This is a genomic window from Pseudomonas sp. CFBP 8758 (assembly GCF_014841725.1).
GTDB classification, from domain to species: Bacteria; Pseudomonadota; Gammaproteobacteria; order Pseudomonadales; family Pseudomonadaceae; genus Aquipseudomonas; species Aquipseudomonas baltica.
Map to the genome: position 1 here is coordinate 467,938 of NZ_JACYUK010000003.1, position 15,920 is coordinate 483,857.

The window sequence follows — 15,920 nt, forward strand, 5'->3', positions numbered from 1 at the left end:
CAGAAATTCACCTGGACCGACGAACGCCCCCGCCGATCACGCCGCTTGGCTGTGGGTGTGCCCATGGCGATGCAGCGCCACCCAGATCACCACGCTGAGAACCCCGATCAAGGTCGCTGCCGATCCCAGCACCAGGTTGTGCGACGTGCTGAACGCGGCTTGGCCAGCGGCGACCAGCTCGGCAGCCTGCGGGCCACCCAGCGCCTTCGCCGCGCTCATGGTTTCACCGATCGAATGCCGGGCCGTCTCCGCGATTGCCGGGGGCAACCCATCGGGCAGCTGGATGGAGCGGGTGTAGCCGCTGCCCAGGACGATACCGAACCCGGTGATGCCCAGCCCTGTGCCCAGGTCATAGCTGGTGGCTTCGAGCGCGCCGGCCGAGCCGGCCTTGTGCGGCGGTGTACTGCTCATGATCGCCACCGACGATGCCGTCAGGCCAATGCTCAGGGACAGACCCAGCACCACCAGCAGGCCGATCACGGCCCATCCGCTGTGGTGCAGGTCAGCCATGGCCAGCCCTGCCAGGCTGGCGCTGGCAGCAGCCAGCGACAGACTGCCGACCCAGCGCAGGCCAATGGCACGCAACAGCAGACCCGCCATGGGCCCGCCGACCGCCGAGGCGATCATCAACGGCAAGAGGAACATGCCGGCCTGGAGCGGTGTCTGGCCGAGCACGAATTGCAGCTCCTGGGCCAGCATCAATTCGACCCCGGCCAGGGCGCCCATCACCACCAACGCCATGACCACGCCTGCGCTGATCGCCGGTGAGCGGAACAGGCTGAGGTCGAGCATGGGGCGTGCGGCGTGCAATTGCTTGTGCCCGAACCAGCCCAGCATGGTCAGGCCGATCAGTGCCGAGGCGCTGGTGACGAACACCGAGCTGCCGGGCTTGAACCCGGACTTGAGCGCATAGACAGTGGCCATGATACCCAGCATCAGGATCAATGCCTGGCCGATGGTCCAGTTGCCGTCGCCGGTGATGGAGGTGCGCGGTACATGCTTGAGCACCAGCGGCATCACCACCAGCATCACCGGCACATTGACCAGAAACACCGCGCCCCACCAGAAATGCTCGAGCAGGGCGCCGCCCACCAATGGCCCGATGGCCGCACCTGCCGAGCCGGTGGCACCCCAGACGCCCAGCGCCAGGGCCCGCTCGCGCTCGTCGTCGAAGGTTTGGCGGATGATCGCCAACGTGCAGGGAATGATCATCGCCGAGCCGAAGGCCATGAACGCCCGAGCGGCGATCAGAGTGGCCACGCTGGGCGAGAACGCCGCAAGCACCGAGCCGAGGCTGAAGATGCACAACCCGGTGATCAACAGCTGGCGATGGCCGATCCGATCGGCGAGGGTACCCATGGGGATCAGCAGGCTGGCCATGATCAACGGGTAGATATCGATGATCCACAGCACCTCGGTGCCAGTGGCCTGCAGCGCCAGGGTCAGCGAGGGGACCGCCACGTGCAGGATGGTCACGTCCAGCACCACGGGCAGAAACACCATCATGACCGCGACCAGCACCCACCAGCGTTTTGCAGATTGAGACGACGACACGGGACTTCCTTGAATTATCGAACGGGCCGCAGGTGCAGCGGCCCGGCACGCGCTGATACCATCACGCCATTGTTCCTGAAGCAAGCTGAGGCACGCGGCACACCATGACGGCAAAGCAACCGGGCAGCAAGGGACGCAGTACCCGCGGTATCACCTTGGTGGATGTCGCGCGTCTGGCCGGTGTGGCGCCGATGACCGTCTCGCGTTATCTGAACGCGCCGGATGCGGTGCGCGAGGAAACCCGACTGAAGATTCAGCAGGCCATCGTCCAGACCGGCTACGTGCAGAACCGCCTGGCCAGCTCCCTGGCGAGCAATCGCAGCCGCCTGGTCGCCGTGGTCCTGCCGATGGTCACCAACCCGCTGTTCTCCGACACCTTCCAGGCGATCAACGAACGCCTCATGCAGGCAGGCTACCAGGTGCTGCTCGGTGTTTCCGGTTACCAGAGCGAACAGGAGCAGCATCTGCTCGACGTCATCCTCAGTCGACGCCCCGACGGCATCATCCTCACCGGCACCCTGCACACCCAGGCCAGTCGCGCGCGCTTGCGTGCCGCGGCTGTACCCGTGGTGGAGACCTGGGACCTGACCGACGACCCCATCGACATGCTGGTGGGCTTTTCCCATGAACGCGTGGGCAGCGAGGTCGCGCAACGCCTGCTGCGACTGGGCTACCGTCGATTTGCCCTGCTGGCGGTGGACGATCCGCGTGGATTGCGCCGTGCCCAGAGTCTGCTCGATGCTCTCACCCAAGCCGGCATCGGCGATGTTCAGCAGCAGATTTTCGCCGGCTTGCCGACCCTGGAACAGGGGCGACGCGGGCTCGCTGCGCTGCTCGAGGACGATTGGCCAACCCCGCAGACGCCACCCTTGATGGTGGTCTGTACCTCCGACACCCTCGCTCATGGCGTGCTCACCGAAGCGGCTGCGCGTGGCTTGCCGGTGCCCGAGCGACTGGGTGTGATGGGCTTTGGCGACATGAACTTCGCCAGCCATACCTTTCCGGCCTTGTCCACGGTGCGCATTGACGGTGCGCAATTGGGTGCCTGTGCGGCTGACCTGTTGCTGCGCCGTCTGCAGCAGCCCGAGCAGGTTGCCGAGATCGTCGATATCGGCTTCTCCCTCATCGAGCGACAGAGCACTCGCGCCGTGTTCTGATTCAGCACCGCTGGAAGTCCTCTGCGTCTGCCGAAGCGACCGAAACCGATTTGAAGGAGTGGTTTCAGTAACGTACCCACGGTGCCTGGCTTTGGCACAGCGCTGCGCCCGCAAGTCAAGGCCCGTGCCGATGCACTGATCGATGAGACCCGTTGAGTCGGTTTACTGGCGTTTGTGCCTTCGCCAACGGTCAGGGTTCTGGCGGTACGGCCGCAAACCTGTTTCGCGTGCGTTGCACAGTGTTCCGTGGCCGATAGGTGCAGCCCTCGGCCACCGGGGGCTGTAGCGTGTCGGTCGTCGGGCGGTGGGCAATTTCGCCAATGAACCGTCGCTTTGCGCTGGCGATCTGCCATACACTGTCGCCATGAGCTTCATTGACGCCAATAAAATTGACGAATTGGGCCTGCAGATATTTGGCGCCATCAATCCAGTTTGCATAAGCAACTGATTTATAAGTACTTTCTAAAAAAATACAGCCCTGATAATTTATTTACATGCGGGTGATAGCACTCGGCTTGCACTGCCGGACTTCTGCCACCTAGTATCACCTCGCCTTACCGATGCCGCCCCAGAGTCGGCACTGACAAACAGCGACCTGTGGGTCGCACGAGATCGCCAATGCCTGGGTCACTCCGATTCGTTTCAGCGCCTTTGAGGACTAAACGAGAGGTGTACCTGTTTTTTTTGCTCCGATGCTGCGTTTAAACGACGTCCGGACTGAACCTTGTCGCAATAGCTTGTCCAAGGTCAGCTTCGCAGGATGTGCCGTTGGCGTTGCACCGGTCGTTGTTGCTTACCAAAGACTCTGGAGATTTGCATGAAAGCGATTGTCACCGGTGTAACCGGCCAGGATGGAGCGTATCTGACGCAGCTGTTGCTGGAGAAAGGCTACACCGTCTACGGTACCTACCGCCGCACCAGTTCGGTGAATTTCTGGCGCCTGGAAGAGCTGGGTGTCGCTGGCCACGCCAACCTGCACCTGGTCGAGTACGACCTGACCGACCTGTCGGCCAGCATTCGCCTGCTGCAGAACACCGAAGCCACCGAGGTCTACAACCTTGCGGCACAGAGTTTCGTCGGCGTGTCGTTCGACCAGCCGTTGACTACCGCCGAGATCACCGGAGTAGGGGTGGTCAACCTGCTCGAAGCGATCCGCATCGTCAATCCGAAGATCCGCTTCTACCAGGCGTCCACCTCTGAGATGTTCGGCAAAGTGCAGGCGATCCCGCAGATCGAAAGCACGCCGTTCTATCCGCGCAGCCCGTACGGTGTCGCCAAGCTCTACGCCCACTGGATGACCATCAATTACCGCGAGTCCTACGGACTGTTCGCCACCAGCGGCATCCTTTTCAACCACGAGTCGCCACTGCGCGGCCGTGAGTTCGTGACCCGCAAGATCACCGACAGCGTGGCCAAGATCAAGCTCGGCAAGCTCGACGTGCTCGAACTGGGCAACCTCGACGCCAAGCGCGATTGGGGTTTCGCCAAGGAATACGTGGAAGGCATGTGGCGCATGCTGCAGGCCGACGAACCCGACACCTTCGTGCTGGCGACCAACCGTACCGAAACCGTGCGCGATTTCGTCAGCATGGCGTTCAAGGCTGTGGACATCAGCCTGGACTGGTCGGGCAAGGATGATGCGGAATGCGGCACCTGCCGCGCGACCGGCAAGGTGCTGGTCAAGGTCAACCCGATGTTTCACCGTCCGGCCGAAGTCGATCTGTTGATCGGTGATCCGGCCAAGGCGCGCGAGATACTGGGCTGGCAGCCGCAGACCAGTCTCGAGGAGCTTTGCCGAATGATGGTCGAGGCAGATCTGCGACGCAACGAAATCGGCTTTTCTTTCTAGGCGCCCTTGGCGTCTACCCCGAATCACGGCAGTGGGAATGGATATGAATAAACAACAGTGGATGGCATGCCTGGCGCTGGCGCCTTGGCCCTTGAGCGCTTGGGCGTTGGAACCGGCAAAAGTCGAGCTTGGTCCCGTGAACTTCACTCCGACTTTGGAGATAAGCGAACGCTACGACGACAACTTTCGTGCAGTGGATCGCAATGAGGACGCGTCGTGGATCACCTCGGTCAAGCCGACCCTGTTGTTTACCCGCGAAACCCGCAACACCGGCTACAAGTTCCAGTATTCGGCCGACAGCCAGACCTACCTGGACCACGCCGACGCCAGTCACATCGACCACGATGCCGAGCTGAGCGGCGTGTGGGCCTTCGATTCGCGCAATCGTCTGGACGCCATTCTCGACTACAAGCGTGGTGAAGAAACCGTCGATTCCGCCGACGAGCGCGAAAACGACAAGTACACCCGTCAGGGCGGTCGCCTGAAGTACACCTTTGGCGCACTCAGCGCCATGAACCAGATCGAACTGGGCGGTGGCTATCGTCAGCAGCGCTATCGCAATGCCGACGGCATCAACGATGACAAGGAATACGACGCTACCAGCGTCAGCGGTACCTGGTTCCATCGCCTGGGCGGCAGCACCCGCGCCCTGGTCGAGCTGAACCATGTCGACTACGACTACCTGGACTTCGATCGTCGCAACAGCAAGGGCAACCGCGTGCTGTTCGGTATCGACCGCGATGTCACCGCCAAGCTCAGCGGTACCGCCCGCCTGGGTTACGAGCGCAAGGATTTCGAAAGCTCGCAGAGCAACGACTACGGCAGCGGCACCTGGGAAGTGGGCATGGACTACAAACCACGCACCTATTCCACCATCTCGGTGAACATGCGCCGCGCCTTCGACGAAGGTGACGACGGTGCCAACACCGTGCACGTGACCAGCAGCCGCCTGGGCTGGCGCCACAGCTGGTCGTCGTTCTTCGCCACCGACGTCAACTATCGCTATGCAGATCGCGAGTACCTGGGCACGGGCGGTCGCGACGACAAGCAGAACGCCGCCGGCGCCGAGATCATCTACACCGCCAGCCGCTGGGCCGAGGTTGGCCTGGGCTACAGCCGCGTCGACAACAACTCGAACGTGAACAGCGAAGACTACGTTCGCAACATCTACCTGCTCAGCCTCAAGCTGTCCCTGTGAACTCAACCCAAAGGGGAGAAGCCACCATGTTCAAGCATGCATTGATTGTCGTACTGGCACTGTTCAGCCTGGGAGCCCAGGCCGATGCCTACAAACTCGCTTCGGGCGATGTCATCCGGGTGTCCGTACTGGGTGAACCCGATCTGACCAACGAGGAAGTCCACCTCAACGATTCCGGTACCTTTTCCTACCCCTTTCTCGGCAACGTGAAAGCCCTGGGCAAGACCACCGACGAGATCGAACGCGTCATCACCAAGGGTCTGAGCGGTGATTACCTCAAAGATCCGAAAGTGACCGTGAGCGTGGTCGAATACCGCCCCTTCTATATTGGCGGCGAAGTCAAGGCACCGGGTGGGTATCCCTACAAGCCGGGCCTGACCATGGACCGTGCCATCGCGCTGGCCGGCGGCCTGACCGAGCGTGCTTCGGTCAACCGCATCAACATCAATCGCGGCGGCAGTGCCAAAGCGGCCCAGTTGGCAACACCGGTAGAACCGGGCGACACCATCACCATTGACCAGGGGTTCTTCTGACATGAGCCAGATTGCCGTAAGAAACAGCCAGGGCGTTGCTCCCTGGCAGGCTGTGCCCGCGTCAGAAGAACGCGATGCGCTGGATTCGCGCAAACTGTGGCGCACGCTGTGGCGTCGCCGCGGCATGATCCTCGGCGTGTTCGCGGTAGGCACCGCCGCCGCCGTGATCTACGCGCTGAACATGACCCCGACCTATCGCTCCGTTGCCACTCTGGTCATCGAGCCAAGCGGTAACCAGGTCATCACGTTCCAGCAGACGCCGGACCGTCCCGATCCCAACAGCGATTACCTGCAGACCCAGATGGGCCTGATCCAGAGTCGCGAAGTGGCCGAGCGCGCCGTGCGCGAGCTCGACCTGTCGCACCACGAGGAACTGGACCCACGGCAGAAGCAGTCGCGCCTGGCCAAGATCAAGGCCCAGCTGTCCAACTGGCATGCCGACTGGTTCCCGCAGAGCTGGCACCAGGAGCTCAACTACACCGAGCAGCAGGCGTTCAACAGCGCCGTGATGGAACTGCGCCAGCGCACCAGCGTGACCGTCGTGGGCAAGAGCCACCTGGTCAGCATCGGCGTGACCATGGCCGATGCCGAAACCGGCGCGGCCACCGCCAACGCCTTGGCCCAGGGTTACCTGGCCAGCCGGCAGAACTCGCAGCAGCAGGAATCGCTGACCGCCAGCCGCTGGATGAACACCCGCATGGTCGAGCTGCGCACCCAGCTGCAGCAGGCTGAAAGCAAGTTGCAGGCTTATCGCGATGGCCAGGGCCTGGTCGATGTCGGCGGCGTGGCTACCATCACTGCCAACGAACTGGCTCGTACCAGCGACCGTCTGGTCGACGCACGCCGCGAACGTGCCGATGCCCAGAGCCAGTACCGTCAGGTGCAGGGTCTGTTGGCCCGCGGTGGCAACCTGGACCTGTCCAGCGTGCCTGCGGTCATCAACAACCCGGTGATCCAGCAGTTCCAGGCCGTGGCCGCTACTGCCCAGGCGCGGGTCGACGAGTACAGCCAGCGCTACGGCGACAAGCATCCGCAGATGGTTGCCGCGCGCTCCGAACTGCAAGCCGCCCAGGCCAGCCTGCGCAGCCAGGTCAGCCAGGTCGTCGCCGGTCTGCAGCACAACTACCAGTTGGCGCAGGACAACGAGAACTCGTTGCGCTCCTCGTTCAACACCAACAAGCAGGAAATCCAGGACATCTCCCGCAAGGAGTTCGCCCTGCGTGAACTGCAGCGCGATGTCGACAGCAACCGTGACGTGTACAACACGTTCATGACCAAGCTGCGCGAAACCATGGCGACTGCCGACCTGGTCTCGGGCAACGCCCGCGTGGTCGACCCTGCCATTGCACCGCTGTTCCCGACCACTCCGCGCAAGGCCATTCTGGTAGTGCTGGCCGCGCTGCTGTCGCTGATCGCCGGTTGCGCCATTGCCCTGCTGCGTGAAGCCTTGAACAACAGCTTCAAGAACAGCGCCGACGTCGAGCGTGCCCTGCAGCTGCCGGTACTGAGCGTGGTGCCGTTGCTCAAGCGCCGCAACCGTTCGCGCATCCACCGCCAGTTCGAGCGCAACGACGACGCGGCATTCGCCGAAGCCGTACGTACCCTGCGCACCGGCGTGATGCTCAACGACGACGATGTACGTCGCAAGACCCTGGTCCTGACCTCGACCACTCCGGGCGAAGGCAAGACCACCCTGGCGATCAACCTGGCCGGTGCCATGGCCCGCGTCGAACGCGTGCTGTTGGTGGAAGCCGACCTGCGCCGTCCGAAAGTGGCCACCAACCTGGGCCTGGACGCTCAGCACATCGGCCTGGCCGAGTTACTGGCGGGCAAGGCGGGCGTCGATGACTGCCTGCAGACCATCGGTAGCCTGGACGTGATCTGCGCTGGTGAAATGCCGTACAACCCTCAGGAACTGCTGGCCAGCACGCGCATGCAGACCTTCCTGGAGTGGGCACGCCACCGCTACGACCGCGTGATTCTGGACACCCCGGCCAGCCAGTCGGTGAGTGACGCAGCACTGCTGTGCGGCATGGCCGATTCGGTGATCTACGTGATCAAGTCCGAAGCCACCAGCATGCCGCTCGTGCGCAAGAGCATCGGTCAGCTGTTGCAGACCGGCGCGCCGATCACCGGTGTGGTCCTCAACCAGGTGTCGCGTCCCGAACCCGGTCAGCGTCGCGACCACTACTATGACTACCTGCCGGCAGCCCCGGCTCAGTAAACCTTTCCGACCTTGCAGCCGCGCCGCTCTCCCTTCGGGGTGAGCCGTGCGCACGGCTGGTCGCGTTACGGAAAATGCCCAACCACGCCGCACTTGTCTGCAGAGGATACATCTATGATTGCGCCTCGCTTGCACCCGATGGTAAATCGTCGGGGCCTGACGTTCTGGACCATGTGGCTCGCGGGTGCCACGCTGGCATGCGCGCTGACATTCAGTGTCCTGTACGCACACTTCAACGAATTCCCGCCCCAGTATCGGGTCCTGATGATGATCGGGGTTCTTGCTTCGGTCCCCGTCTACAGTTTCCTGCACGTTTACCACAAGCGCCTGAACTACCTGAGCGGCCTGTTGCGCCTGCTCGGCGGCTGGCTGACCCTGGTCGCGGCCCTGGCCGTGGTCATCTGGCTCAGTGGCAGCCCGCAGACGCTGGCGCCCGGCATGGCCGTCAAGCTGATCGCCTACGGTTTCCTGGCCCAGGCGGCAACCTTCATCCCGCTGCGCTTCCTGCTCAACCGCCACAACCAGCGCCTGAAGAACGAGCGCAAGGCCGTGATCATCGGCGCCGGTGAACTGGCCGGCAAGCTGGCGCGCCAGCTCAAGCCGCGGGTTCCGGTGCTGGGCGTCATCGCGCCGGACGCCGAAGTCGATGCCGACTGGGTACCGGTGCCGGGCGTGCCGCACCTGGGCGGTTTCGACGAACTGCGCGACATCGTTCAGCGCGAGCAAGTGCGTCGGGTGTACATCGCCCTGCCACTGGATCGCATGGTGCAGATCGAATCGATCTACGTCGACCTGCTCGACCTGGCGGTGGACGTGGTCTGGGTGCCGGACTTCGGCAGCATGATGCTGCTCAACCAGTCGATCTCGCAGATCGAGCAGTTCCCGGCCATCTACCTCAACGAAACCCCGCTGAGCTCGCACCCTGCTGCGGCCATGGCCAAGGACCTGATCGACCGCAGCCTGGCGCTGCTGGCGATCATCGCCCTGGCACCGGTACTGATCAGCTGCGCAGTGGCGGTCAAGCTGTCCTCGCCAGGCCCGGTGTTCTTCCGCCAGGGTCGCGACGGCTGCAACGGCACCGTGATTCACGTCTACAAGTTCCGTTCGATGCGCATGCACGACGACCAGGAAGTGAAGCAGGCCACCCGCAACGATTCGCGCGTAACCCGCGTCGGTGCGTTCCTGCGTCGTTCTTCGCTCGACGAGCTGCCACAGCTGATCAACGTACTGCGCGGCGAAATGGCCCTGGTCGGTCCGCGTCCCCACGCCATCGCCCACAACCATTACTACTGCGACAAATTGATGGCCTACATGGCACGTCATCGCATCAAGCCAGGCATCACCGGCCTGGCCCAGGTCAGCGGCTTCCGTGGCGAAACCGATACCCTGGACAAGATGCAGGGGCGCCTGGAGCGTGACCTGGCCTACATCAATCACTGGTCGTTGTGGCTGGACATCAAGATCCTGATCAAGACCCCGTTCACCCTGTTCTCACGGAACATCTATTGAGCCCGGAGGCTGGGATGGAACACGACTTGAGCCAGGGGCCGACACCGGCCCCCGGCCTCATTCAGCAGTTGCGCCAGAACCGCATGGTGCGGAATCTGGCGACTGCGCTCGGCGGCTCGGCCGGCGCGCAGCTGATCAACCTCGCGCTGATCCCGGTGATCATGCGTATCTACGGCCCCGAAGCGTTCGGGGTGGTGGGTACCTTCCTCAGCCTGACGATCATTCTGATCCCGGCCTGCAGCCTGACCTGGTCGATGGCCATCGTCCTGCCGCAGACCCACCGCGACGCCAGCGGACTGGCCAAGCTGGCGACCGTGGTCGCCTTGCTGGTTTCCATACTGGTTGCCGGCGTGCTGTTGTGGTGGGGGCCGATGCTGGCCGAGCGCTGGAACCTGTCACTGCTCACCCCATACCTGATGCTGCTACCGCTGGTGATGTTCAGCTCGGCGGTGCTCGAAGTGCTGCAGCAGTGGCTCTACCGCCATGGGCGCTATCGCCTGACCGCCCGAGCCGCCACCAGCCATGCGCTGGTCTACAACGGCATGCGCAGTGTCGGCGGCCTGTTCAACAACAGCGCAACCATGCTGGTGGTCACCAGCGCCCTGTACTACGTGGTGCACAGCCTGCTGATCCTGATCGGCATGGCCATGAGCAAGCCGGCCCCGGCCGAGGTTGCCGAAACCGACGAAGCGCCGCGCAAGACCCTGCGCCAACTGGCCAGCGAATACCGCGACTTCCCACTTTTCCGTGCCCCGCAGGTGTTGATCAACGCCTTGTCGGTGCACATGCCCACACTGGTACTGGCCTCGCTGTTCGGCGCCATACCGGCCGGCTATTTCGCCCTGTGCCTGCAAGTGCTGGCAATGCCCAGCAACTTCATCGGCAAGGCCATGGGCAGCGTCTTCTACCCGCGTATCGCCGCCGCCGTCCATGCGCGTGAAGCGGTGGTCGGCCTGCTGCTCAAGGGCGTCGGCGCGATGACGGCGATCGGCTCGGCGGGTTTCCTGATCCTGGTCATTGCCGGGCCCTGGCTGTTCACCGTGGCCTTCGGTGCCCAGTGGCACGAAGCGGGCGAATACGCGCGCTGGCTGGCCCTGGCGGAATTGGCCCGGTTCGCGGCGATGCCGTGCGAAGTGGCCATCCCGGCCTTGCGTCTGCAGGCCTACTTCCTGGGCTTCGAAGTCTTCGCGACTTCGCTGCGCTTCGGCGCGGTGGCCCTGGGCGCCTTCTGGGGCGGCTCGGCCCTGGCGGTGGTGATGGCCATCGCGGCAGCAAACATTTTCATCTATCTGGCGATGCTGTCGATCGTCGTATTCAAGGCGCGTGCCTGGCAGAACCGCCAGCGTGGCACTCTACAGGAGGCTGAAGCATGACCAGATCCAATAATGACGTATGCGCGATCATCCTCAACTGGAATGGCGCCGATACCACCATCGACTGCATCCGTGCTCTGGACGCGCACTGCCGCGTTCCCGTCGTGGTGATCGACAATGATTCCAAGGACGACAGCGTGTCGCGCCTGCAGCAGTTCCTCAACGATTCGACCGGCCCGGACGTACGGGTGATCGACGAGCGCGCCGCCGGCAGCTATGACACGCCCCATGAGCGCGTCTTGATCGTCAACGAAGGCAACCACGGCTACGCCGGCGGCAACAACGTGGGCATCGACTACGCGATACGCGCAGGCTATCGCTACATCTGGCTGCTCAACAACGACGTGACCGTCGAGGCCGGTGCGCTGGAAGCGCTGCGCGATACCCTGGAGCAGTCGCCCAAATGCGGCTTCTCGGCTTCCGTGCTGGTGTATTCGGACCGGCCACAGGTGGTCCAGTGCGTGGGTGGCGGAATGCTCTTCCCCTGGCTGGGCAAGACCAAGCTGATGGGCAAGAACCTGGATCGCACGCAACTGGCCACAGCCGGCCTGCCCGAGCCCGACTACCTGATGGGCGCCAGCCTGATGGTGCGTCGCGAGGTGATCGAAGAGGTCGGCATGATGGACCACCGCTACTTCATGTATTCCGAAGAAGTGGACTGGGAACGTCGCGCCGCCGCCGTGGGCTGGCATGGTCGTGTCGCTCTGAACAGCTTCGCTCGCCATGGCGACAGCGGCAGCACCCGTGGCCGCAGCCACATGTTCCACTTCTACCGCAACCGCGCGGCCATCATGTACAACAAGCGCTTTCATTCGACCGCGTGCACCTTCGTCTCGGCGATCGCGCTGGGCGCGATCACCGTGCTGCAGAACCGCGGCAGTGCCAAGAACATCAAGTTCGGCATCAAGGGCATCACCGAGGGCTTGGCGTTCAAATGGCGCTGAGTGATCTATCGTCCACGAGGTAACGGACATGCTCCAGGCTTTGTTCAATCCGCGCACGTTGCTGTGCCTGCTGGTGGTGGTCAACTCCGGCTTCGTTTTCCTGACCGACAACAAGCTGGCGGGGCTGCCGTACCTGCGTGAGCTGTACCTGGCCGGTGTGGTGGGCGCAGCGGTGCTGTTGCTGGCCATGTGGCAACGCCCGTGGCAGTCACGGGCCAGTATGTGGATCCTGTTCATGGGCGTGGCCCTGCCGGTGATGTCCGCACTGTTCTCCTGGTATCACTTCGAGCAGCCGCTGTTCTACGGCCTGCTCGAAGAGCGCCGCAACTTCCTCTACCTGCTGTTCTTCCCGGCCTTGTACCTGATGTTGAAGGCGCAACCGACCCAGGAGCAGCTCGAGCGCTATTTCCTGATCGGTGGCCTGGCGTGCGTTGCGGTAGGCTTTCTCTACTACTTCAAGATCGTCCCGGAAAACGCCGCGGTCGCGTTCAACGTCGACGAGAAGGACTACGGCCTCAACCCGTTGCGTCCGGATCGCTTCAGCATTGGCGGGTCGTATGTGTCGCTGTGCGCGATGATGCTGATGTACCGCCTGCGCCGTCGTATCGAATTGGTCCCGGTGCTGTTGCTCGGCCTGTTCACCGCCTACCTGTGGCTGGTTCTGCAGACGCGTAACACGATGCTGGTGTGGACCCTGGCGGCGCTGTGGATCTTCCGCGCGCACCTGCATGTGCTGGTCAAGCTGGGCCTGGCAATGATCGTGGTGGGCGGAATCGCCTACATGGTGATGCCGGCGCCGTTCGAAGCGCAGTACGAGCGACTGATGGCCCTGGTGCAGGAAGCGACCGAGCCGGGTGGGGTGCGTGCCGATACCACGGCGATCATTCTGCGTGATACCGCGGCGAACTGGTACGTAGGGATGGGGGCGTTGTCGCTGCAGTGGCAGGGCGGGTTCTCGCGCCTGTACAGCTCGTACTTCTACCTGTCGGACGTGGGCTTGCTGGGCGTGCTGTATCGCTACGGCTTCATCATGCCGTTGATCATTCTGGTGTACTTCGTCGGATTCTGGAGAATCAGCCGTCAATGCCGCAACAAAGGCGACCTGCTGGCTGCCTTCGTCCTGGACATGTGCTTCAACCTGATCAATCTGTTCCTGTCGCCGGCCATGATGTACGACGGCAACATCGCAGCGCTCGCGGTTGCGGCATTCGTCTATTACGGTCAGGTGAGGGTGCCGGCATCGCAACCGGCCGATCGTCCACTGGAACGACCGGCCGGCCCTGTGGGCCTGGCGATCAGGTCGGGCCGATAGCCTTGCACTTCGGCTCTTTCAGGTACCTGCCCATGACCGACCATTGAGGACGGGCCTTGCCGTTGATCGGCTCGACCGCCATGAAGTAGCCACCCCAGTAAGGGCCGCTCGACCAGTAGGTGAGCGGCATGCACTGCAGGGCCAGGTACTTGTGCAGCCGCTCGGCCGCGTCCAGCCAGCGGGGGTCATTGTCAGGGACGCCGAACTCGCCGATGTGGCCTTTCTTGCCGTTGCGCTTGAGCCACTCGACGAAGGGCTTGGCTCGGTTTACCCCGATATCCGGATCCCATTTACCGGAAATTCGATTCTTGTAGTTACCACTGCCGTCTGGATCGATGTAGATATGCGCGGAAAAGATCAGCTTGTTCGACGGGTCCTTGAGTTTGAGCAGCTCGTCGTTATAGTGCGGCCAGCGTTCGGCACTGGCCCACGAGCGGCCCTCGACGTAGATCGGACGAGTCTTGTCGATGCTGCGTATGGCGTCGATGCCAGCCTGCGCCGCAGTCGGCCAGATGGCGTCGGATTCGTCGTGCGGCTCGTTCATCAGGTCGTAGCCGGCCAGCGCACTGTAGGGGCTCCAGCGGCGGGCCATCTGAGTCATGAGGTTCTTATAGTGAGCCACGGTGACTTCCCTGGTGCCGATGATCTTGCCGCGGTAGCGCCCGTAGTTGTGCACGTCGAGGATCACTTGCATGTTCGCCTGTGCAGCCTGCACCAGCATCTTGTCGATCAACTTGGCATAGGTGGGGTCGAATGCCCCACCCAGCGTGGGTTGCAGGCGCTCCCACTTGAGCGGAAAACGCACGCTTTGAATGCCGCGACGCTTCCAGTTGGCAAAGAAACCTTCGCGCGGAAAGAAATAATGCGTACCTTCCACGCCCGGAAACGCATTCTCGGAGAACTCTGCCCCCGATACGTTGATCTGAACCATCGGCACATCCGCGAATGCGGCGCCAGAGCCCAGCACCAGCGCCATCGACATCGCCGCACTCAACAGTGCACGACGAGGACGAGACGGGTGGAGTTGAGGCACGAAAGGTACTGCGCGCCCGGAATCTGCACGTGAATACAACCTTTTGCTGTTCATTGGCTCAGCCTATGGATGGAAACCAGTCAATTACCATGCTTCAGACGAATAAGCCGAATCGTCCAAGCTCCCGCAGCCTTTCTATGGCGCTGCATTAACGCATTCTAGAACTGATAGGACGGCCTGGATGAAAGTTTTTGGAATAGATTTCTACAAAGGTGACCAAACGCACTTGATCCGTGCCATCAAGGGCGACGTGAACAAGCCGTTTGGCTACGTGGTTACCGCCAACGTGAACCACGTTGTGCTGCTTGAAAGCGACTCGGTTTTCCGCAATGCCTATGACGCGGCGGCCTACCGGGTCTGCGACAGCCGAGTACTGATGCCCGTGCTGCGCAAGTTCGACGCCGGTGTGCCCGAAGCCATCCCAGGCAGCACCCTGACCGTGTCGGTGATGGATGAAGCCCAGCGTGAAGGCTGGACCGTGACGGTCGTCGGCTCGACCACCGATGTGCTGCAGGTGCTGGCCCAGCGCTACCCGGCGGTGACGTTCCTGCACTACAACCCGCCGATGGGCTTCATCGACAACCCTGCAGAAGTGGAGGCCACCCTGCAGTTCGTCGAACAGCATCGGGCGCAGCTGGTGATCATGTCGGTCGGTTCGCCGCGCCAGGAACTGCTGTGCAAGATGATCGCCGACCGCGGCCTGGCCCACGGCGTAGGCTTGTGCACGGGCGCAGCGCTGAACTTCCTGTCGGGCAAGGTGCAACGCGCGCCGATGTGGGTGCAGAAGCTGTCACTGGAGTGGCTGCACCGCATCCTCAGCGAGCCGCGTCGCCTGGCCGGGCGCTATTGGCACGACGGACGGCGTATCGTGCCGATCATCGCGCGGCAGTATTCCCAGCAGCGCCAGAAGCCCTGAAAATCAAAAAGCCACCCTAGGGTGGCTTTGTCGTTGTGCATTCGGGGTTTTGCTTGCGGCGGGCGCTCAGCGCTTGCCCATGGAGCGGCGCGTGCCGTTCGGCGCGCGGCCTGGGGTCTTGTCGTGGTTGGACTTGCCGGCGCCGGGGTAGCGAGCCGCTTCCTTGGCTGCGAAAGCACCGGGCTTGAACGGGAAGGTGAACGCCGGGACCGCTGCCTGGCTGTCGAGCTCGGCGTCCTGGACGAGCGGATCGGCATCGGGATGTTGACTGACAGGCATGGTGACTCCGGGGCAAGCGCGTTGAAAGGGAGGGGCAGT

13 protein-coding genes are annotated in these 15,920 nt (G+C 62.8%); 10 read left to right on the plus strand and 3 right to left on the minus strand.

From position 1 onward, the window contains the following. Positions 1 to 36: 36 nt before the first annotated feature. Entirely contained in the window at positions 37 to 1,554 is a 1,518-nt protein-coding gene (locus IFT75_RS09010) for an MFS transporter (RefSeq protein ID WP_342214322.1), read from the minus strand. A 104-nt stretch (positions 1,555 to 1,658) separates the two neighbouring features. Here IFT75_RS09010 and IFT75_RS09015 point away from each other — a divergent pair, with 104 nt between their 5' ends. From IFT75_RS09015 to IFT75_RS09055, 9 genes are all read left to right on the plus strand, one after another. Continuing rightward, positions 1,659 to 2,711: a LacI family DNA-binding transcriptional regulator gene (locus IFT75_RS09015; protein ID WP_192054399.1), complete on the plus strand. Its 1,053-nt coding sequence runs from the start codon at positions 1,659 to 1,661 to the stop codon at positions 2,709 to 2,711. A gap of 817 nt (positions 2,712 to 3,528) precedes the next feature. Further along, on the plus strand, positions 3,529 to 4,560 hold the full coding sequence (gmd, locus tag IFT75_RS09020) for a GDP-mannose 4,6-dehydratase (protein WP_122478519.1): 1,032 nt from the start codon (positions 3,529 to 3,531) through the stop codon (positions 4,558 to 4,560). Between the two features lie 43 nt (positions 4,561 to 4,603). Then, positions 4,604 to 5,758, plus strand: a complete 1,155-nt coding sequence (locus IFT75_RS09025) for an outer membrane beta-barrel protein (RefSeq protein ID WP_192054401.1) — start codon at positions 4,604 to 4,606, stop codon at positions 5,756 to 5,758. A 26-nt stretch (positions 5,759 to 5,784) separates the two neighbouring features. Then, positions 5,785 to 6,291: a polysaccharide biosynthesis/export family protein gene (locus tag IFT75_RS09030; protein WP_122478517.1), complete on the plus strand. Its 507-nt coding sequence runs from the start codon at positions 5,785 to 5,787 to the stop codon at positions 6,289 to 6,291. A gap of 1 nt (position 6,292) precedes the next feature. Next, entirely contained in the window at positions 6,293 to 8,515 is a 2,223-nt protein-coding gene (locus IFT75_RS09035) for a GumC family protein (protein WP_122478515.1), read from the plus strand. A 114-nt stretch (positions 8,516 to 8,629) separates the two neighbouring features. Beyond that, positions 8,630 to 10,024, plus strand: a complete 1,395-nt coding sequence (locus IFT75_RS09040) for an undecaprenyl-phosphate glucose phosphotransferase (RefSeq protein WP_122478513.1) — start codon at positions 8,630 to 8,632, stop codon at positions 10,022 to 10,024. Between the two features lie 14 nt (positions 10,025 to 10,038). Then, positions 10,039 to 11,397, plus strand: a complete 1,359-nt coding sequence (locus IFT75_RS09045; protein ID WP_185793558.1) for a lipopolysaccharide biosynthesis protein — start codon at positions 10,039 to 10,041, stop codon at positions 11,395 to 11,397. Further along, complete coding sequence (locus IFT75_RS09050; RefSeq protein WP_122478509.1) at positions 11,394 to 12,341, plus strand: glycosyltransferase family 2 protein; 948 nt, start codon at positions 11,394 to 11,396, stop codon at positions 12,339 to 12,341. Before IFT75_RS09045 ends, IFT75_RS09050 begins: the two co-directional genes overlap by 4 nt. Positions 12,342 to 12,369: 28 nt before the next feature. Beyond that, on the plus strand, positions 12,370 to 13,653 hold the full coding sequence (locus tag IFT75_RS09055; RefSeq protein WP_192054403.1) for a hypothetical protein: 1,284 nt from the start codon (positions 12,370 to 12,372) through the stop codon (positions 13,651 to 13,653). On the opposite strand, the gene IFT75_RS09060 is transcribed toward IFT75_RS09055, so the two are convergent. Beyond that, the gene (locus IFT75_RS09060; RefSeq protein ID WP_342214248.1) at positions 13,637 to 14,686 is read right to left on the minus strand and encodes a glycoside hydrolase family 5 protein; all 1,050 of its coding nucleotides are present in this window, start codon (positions 14,684 to 14,686) and stop codon (positions 13,637 to 13,639) included. The genes IFT75_RS09055 and IFT75_RS09060 overlap by 17 nt on opposite strands. Positions 14,687 to 14,867: 181 nt before the next feature. On the opposite strand from IFT75_RS09060, the gene IFT75_RS09065 reads away from it, so the two are divergent. After that, positions 14,868 to 15,602: a WecB/TagA/CpsF family glycosyltransferase gene (locus IFT75_RS09065; protein ID WP_192054405.1), complete on the plus strand. Its 735-nt coding sequence runs from the start codon at positions 14,868 to 14,870 to the stop codon at positions 15,600 to 15,602. Between the two features lie 66 nt (positions 15,603 to 15,668). Here the strand turns inward: IFT75_RS09065 and IFT75_RS09070 are convergent, their stop codons facing one another. Further along, entirely contained in the window at positions 15,669 to 15,881 is a 213-nt protein-coding gene (locus IFT75_RS09070; RefSeq protein WP_185793556.1) for a hypothetical protein, read from the minus strand. Positions 15,882 to 15,920 lie beyond the last annotated feature (39 nt).

Excerpts from the sequence above, each read along its gene's own strand:
- IFT75_RS09015 (WP_192054399.1), top strand. The coding sequence starts at position 1,659 with ATGACGGCAAAGCAACCGGGCAGCAAGGGACGCAGTACCCGCGGTATC.
- gmd (WP_122478519.1), top strand. The coding sequence starts at position 3,529 with ATGAAAGCGATTGTCACCGGTGTAACCGGCCAGGATGGAGCGTATCTG.
- IFT75_RS09025 (WP_192054401.1), top strand. The coding sequence starts at position 4,604 with ATGAATAAACAACAGTGGATGGCATGCCTGGCGCTGGCGCCTTGGCCC.
- IFT75_RS09030 (WP_122478517.1), top strand. The coding sequence starts at position 5,785 with ATGTTCAAGCATGCATTGATTGTCGTACTGGCACTGTTCAGCCTGGGA.
- IFT75_RS09035 (WP_122478515.1), top strand. The coding sequence starts at position 6,293 with ATGAGCCAGATTGCCGTAAGAAACAGCCAGGGCGTTGCTCCCTGGCAG.
- IFT75_RS09040 (WP_122478513.1), top strand. The coding sequence starts at position 8,630 with ATGATTGCGCCTCGCTTGCACCCGATGGTAAATCGTCGGGGCCTGACG.
- IFT75_RS09045 (WP_185793558.1), top strand. The coding sequence starts at position 10,039 with ATGGAACACGACTTGAGCCAGGGGCCGACACCGGCCCCCGGCCTCATT.
- IFT75_RS09050 (WP_122478509.1), top strand. The coding sequence starts at position 11,394 with ATGACCAGATCCAATAATGACGTATGCGCGATCATCCTCAACTGGAAT.
- IFT75_RS09055 (WP_192054403.1), top strand. The coding sequence starts at position 12,370 with ATGCTCCAGGCTTTGTTCAATCCGCGCACGTTGCTGTGCCTGCTGGTG.
- IFT75_RS09065 (WP_192054405.1), top strand. The coding sequence starts at position 14,868 with ATGAAAGTTTTTGGAATAGATTTCTACAAAGGTGACCAAACGCACTTG.
- IFT75_RS09070 (WP_185793556.1), bottom strand. The coding sequence starts at position 15,881 with ATGCCTGTCAGTCAACATCCCGATGCCGATCCGCTCGTCCAGGACGCC.